Genomic DNA, 1,508 nt, shown 5'->3' on the forward strand with positions numbered 1-1,508 from the left:
GGATCGGCGTGAAGGTCCTCACATGAGAACGGAGATCCAGTAGAACGGGTGATCTTCTACCACCGCCCGCACAGAACTGGATCTCCGTTGGCTCGTCAGTCTGCCAGCTCTGCCCTGGCTTGCGCTATCGGCTCGGTGACGCGCACCGTGACGCGTACCGTTCGGACCGCAGCGGGGGTGTTCGCGCCAGGGCATCTGGGTGAACTGACCCAGATCGTGCCGTTCGAGATGGTGGATGAGGTACTGACCGTAGGCGGTGGGGCCGGGCGGCGGGTGCGGAGCTTACCTTCGCGGGTGGTGGTGTATCTGCTGCTGGCGGCGGGATTGTTCGCCGAGCTGGGGTATCGGCAGGTGTGGTCGCGGCTGGTATCGGGGTGGAACGAGGCCGGGCCGGTCCCTTCGTCGTCGGCGTTGGCTCAGGCTCGCCGCCGGGTGGGGGTGGCGCCGTTGCGGGCTTTGTTCGAACTGCTGGCTGGGCCGCCGGCCGCGGCCCAGCGGTGGCGGGGGCTGGTGGTCTGCGCGATCGACGGCACCACGATGAGTGTCCCGGACAGCCCGGCCAATCTGGCCCGATACGGCCATCAGAGCGGCTCGCACGGCGGATCGGGATATCCGCTGGTGCGGTTGCTGGCGGTGGTCACCTGCGGCACCCGCTCCTTGCTCGGGGCCACCTTCGGGCCGTTCAAGACCGGAGAGACCACCTATGCCCCCGACCTGTTGGGCTGCCTACGCTCGGGGATGTTGCTGCTGGCCGATCGGAACTTCGCCGTCAAGGACCTCATCACCCAAATCGCGGCCACCGGCTGCGATCTGCTGATCCGCTGCAAGAACACCCGGGTACTGCCCAGACTGACGACCTTGGACGACGGATCATGGACCTCGATCCTGGGCGGGGTGCGGGTCCGGGTGATCGACGCGGAGATCACCCTCACCCTCAGCGGCCATGGCAGGCGAACCGGCCGCTACCGGCTGATCACCAGCCTGACCGACCACCACCGCTACCCCGCGCTGGACCTGGTCGAGCTTTACCACCGGCGCTGGGAGATCGAGACGACCTACTTGGAGCTGAAGTCCACCACCCTGGGCGGCCGGGTCCTGCGCGCACGCACTCCGCAAGGCATCGACCAGGAGATCTACGCCCTCCTGGCCGGCTACCAAGCCCTGCGGATCGCCATGGCCGACGCCACCCGCACCACCCCGGCCTTCACCGATGACCGGGCCAGCTTCACCATCGCGTTGAACACCGCCCGCGACCAGGTCATCCACGCCACCGGCATTATCGCCGGGGCCACCATCGATCTGGTCGGCCGGATCGGACGCGCCATTCTGGCCGACCCCCTGCCCGCCCGCCGCGATCGGTCCAGTCCCCGCGTCGTCAAACGAGCGATCTCCAAGCACCGGGCCAAAGGCCACATCGACCGCACCAACCATCGGACAGTCGTCCACACCGAGATCCTCAACAAACCTGACTCGACAACCGCCCAAGCACCTTAACTACCCGGCATTGC

Annotated in this window: 1 protein-coding gene; it reads left to right on the top strand. The window is 67.4% G+C overall.

The genetic code is table 11. From position 1 onward, the window contains the following. The first annotated feature begins 135 nt into the window (after nt 1-135). Complete coding sequence (locus AC5L3X_RS39110) at nt 136-1,494, top strand: IS4 family transposase (RefSeq protein ID WP_494863844.1); 1,359 nt, start codon at nt 136-138, stop codon at nt 1,492-1,494. Nucleotides 1,495-1,508 lie beyond the last annotated feature (14 nt).

Source organism: Nonomuraea sp. CX421 (assembly GCF_059358955.1).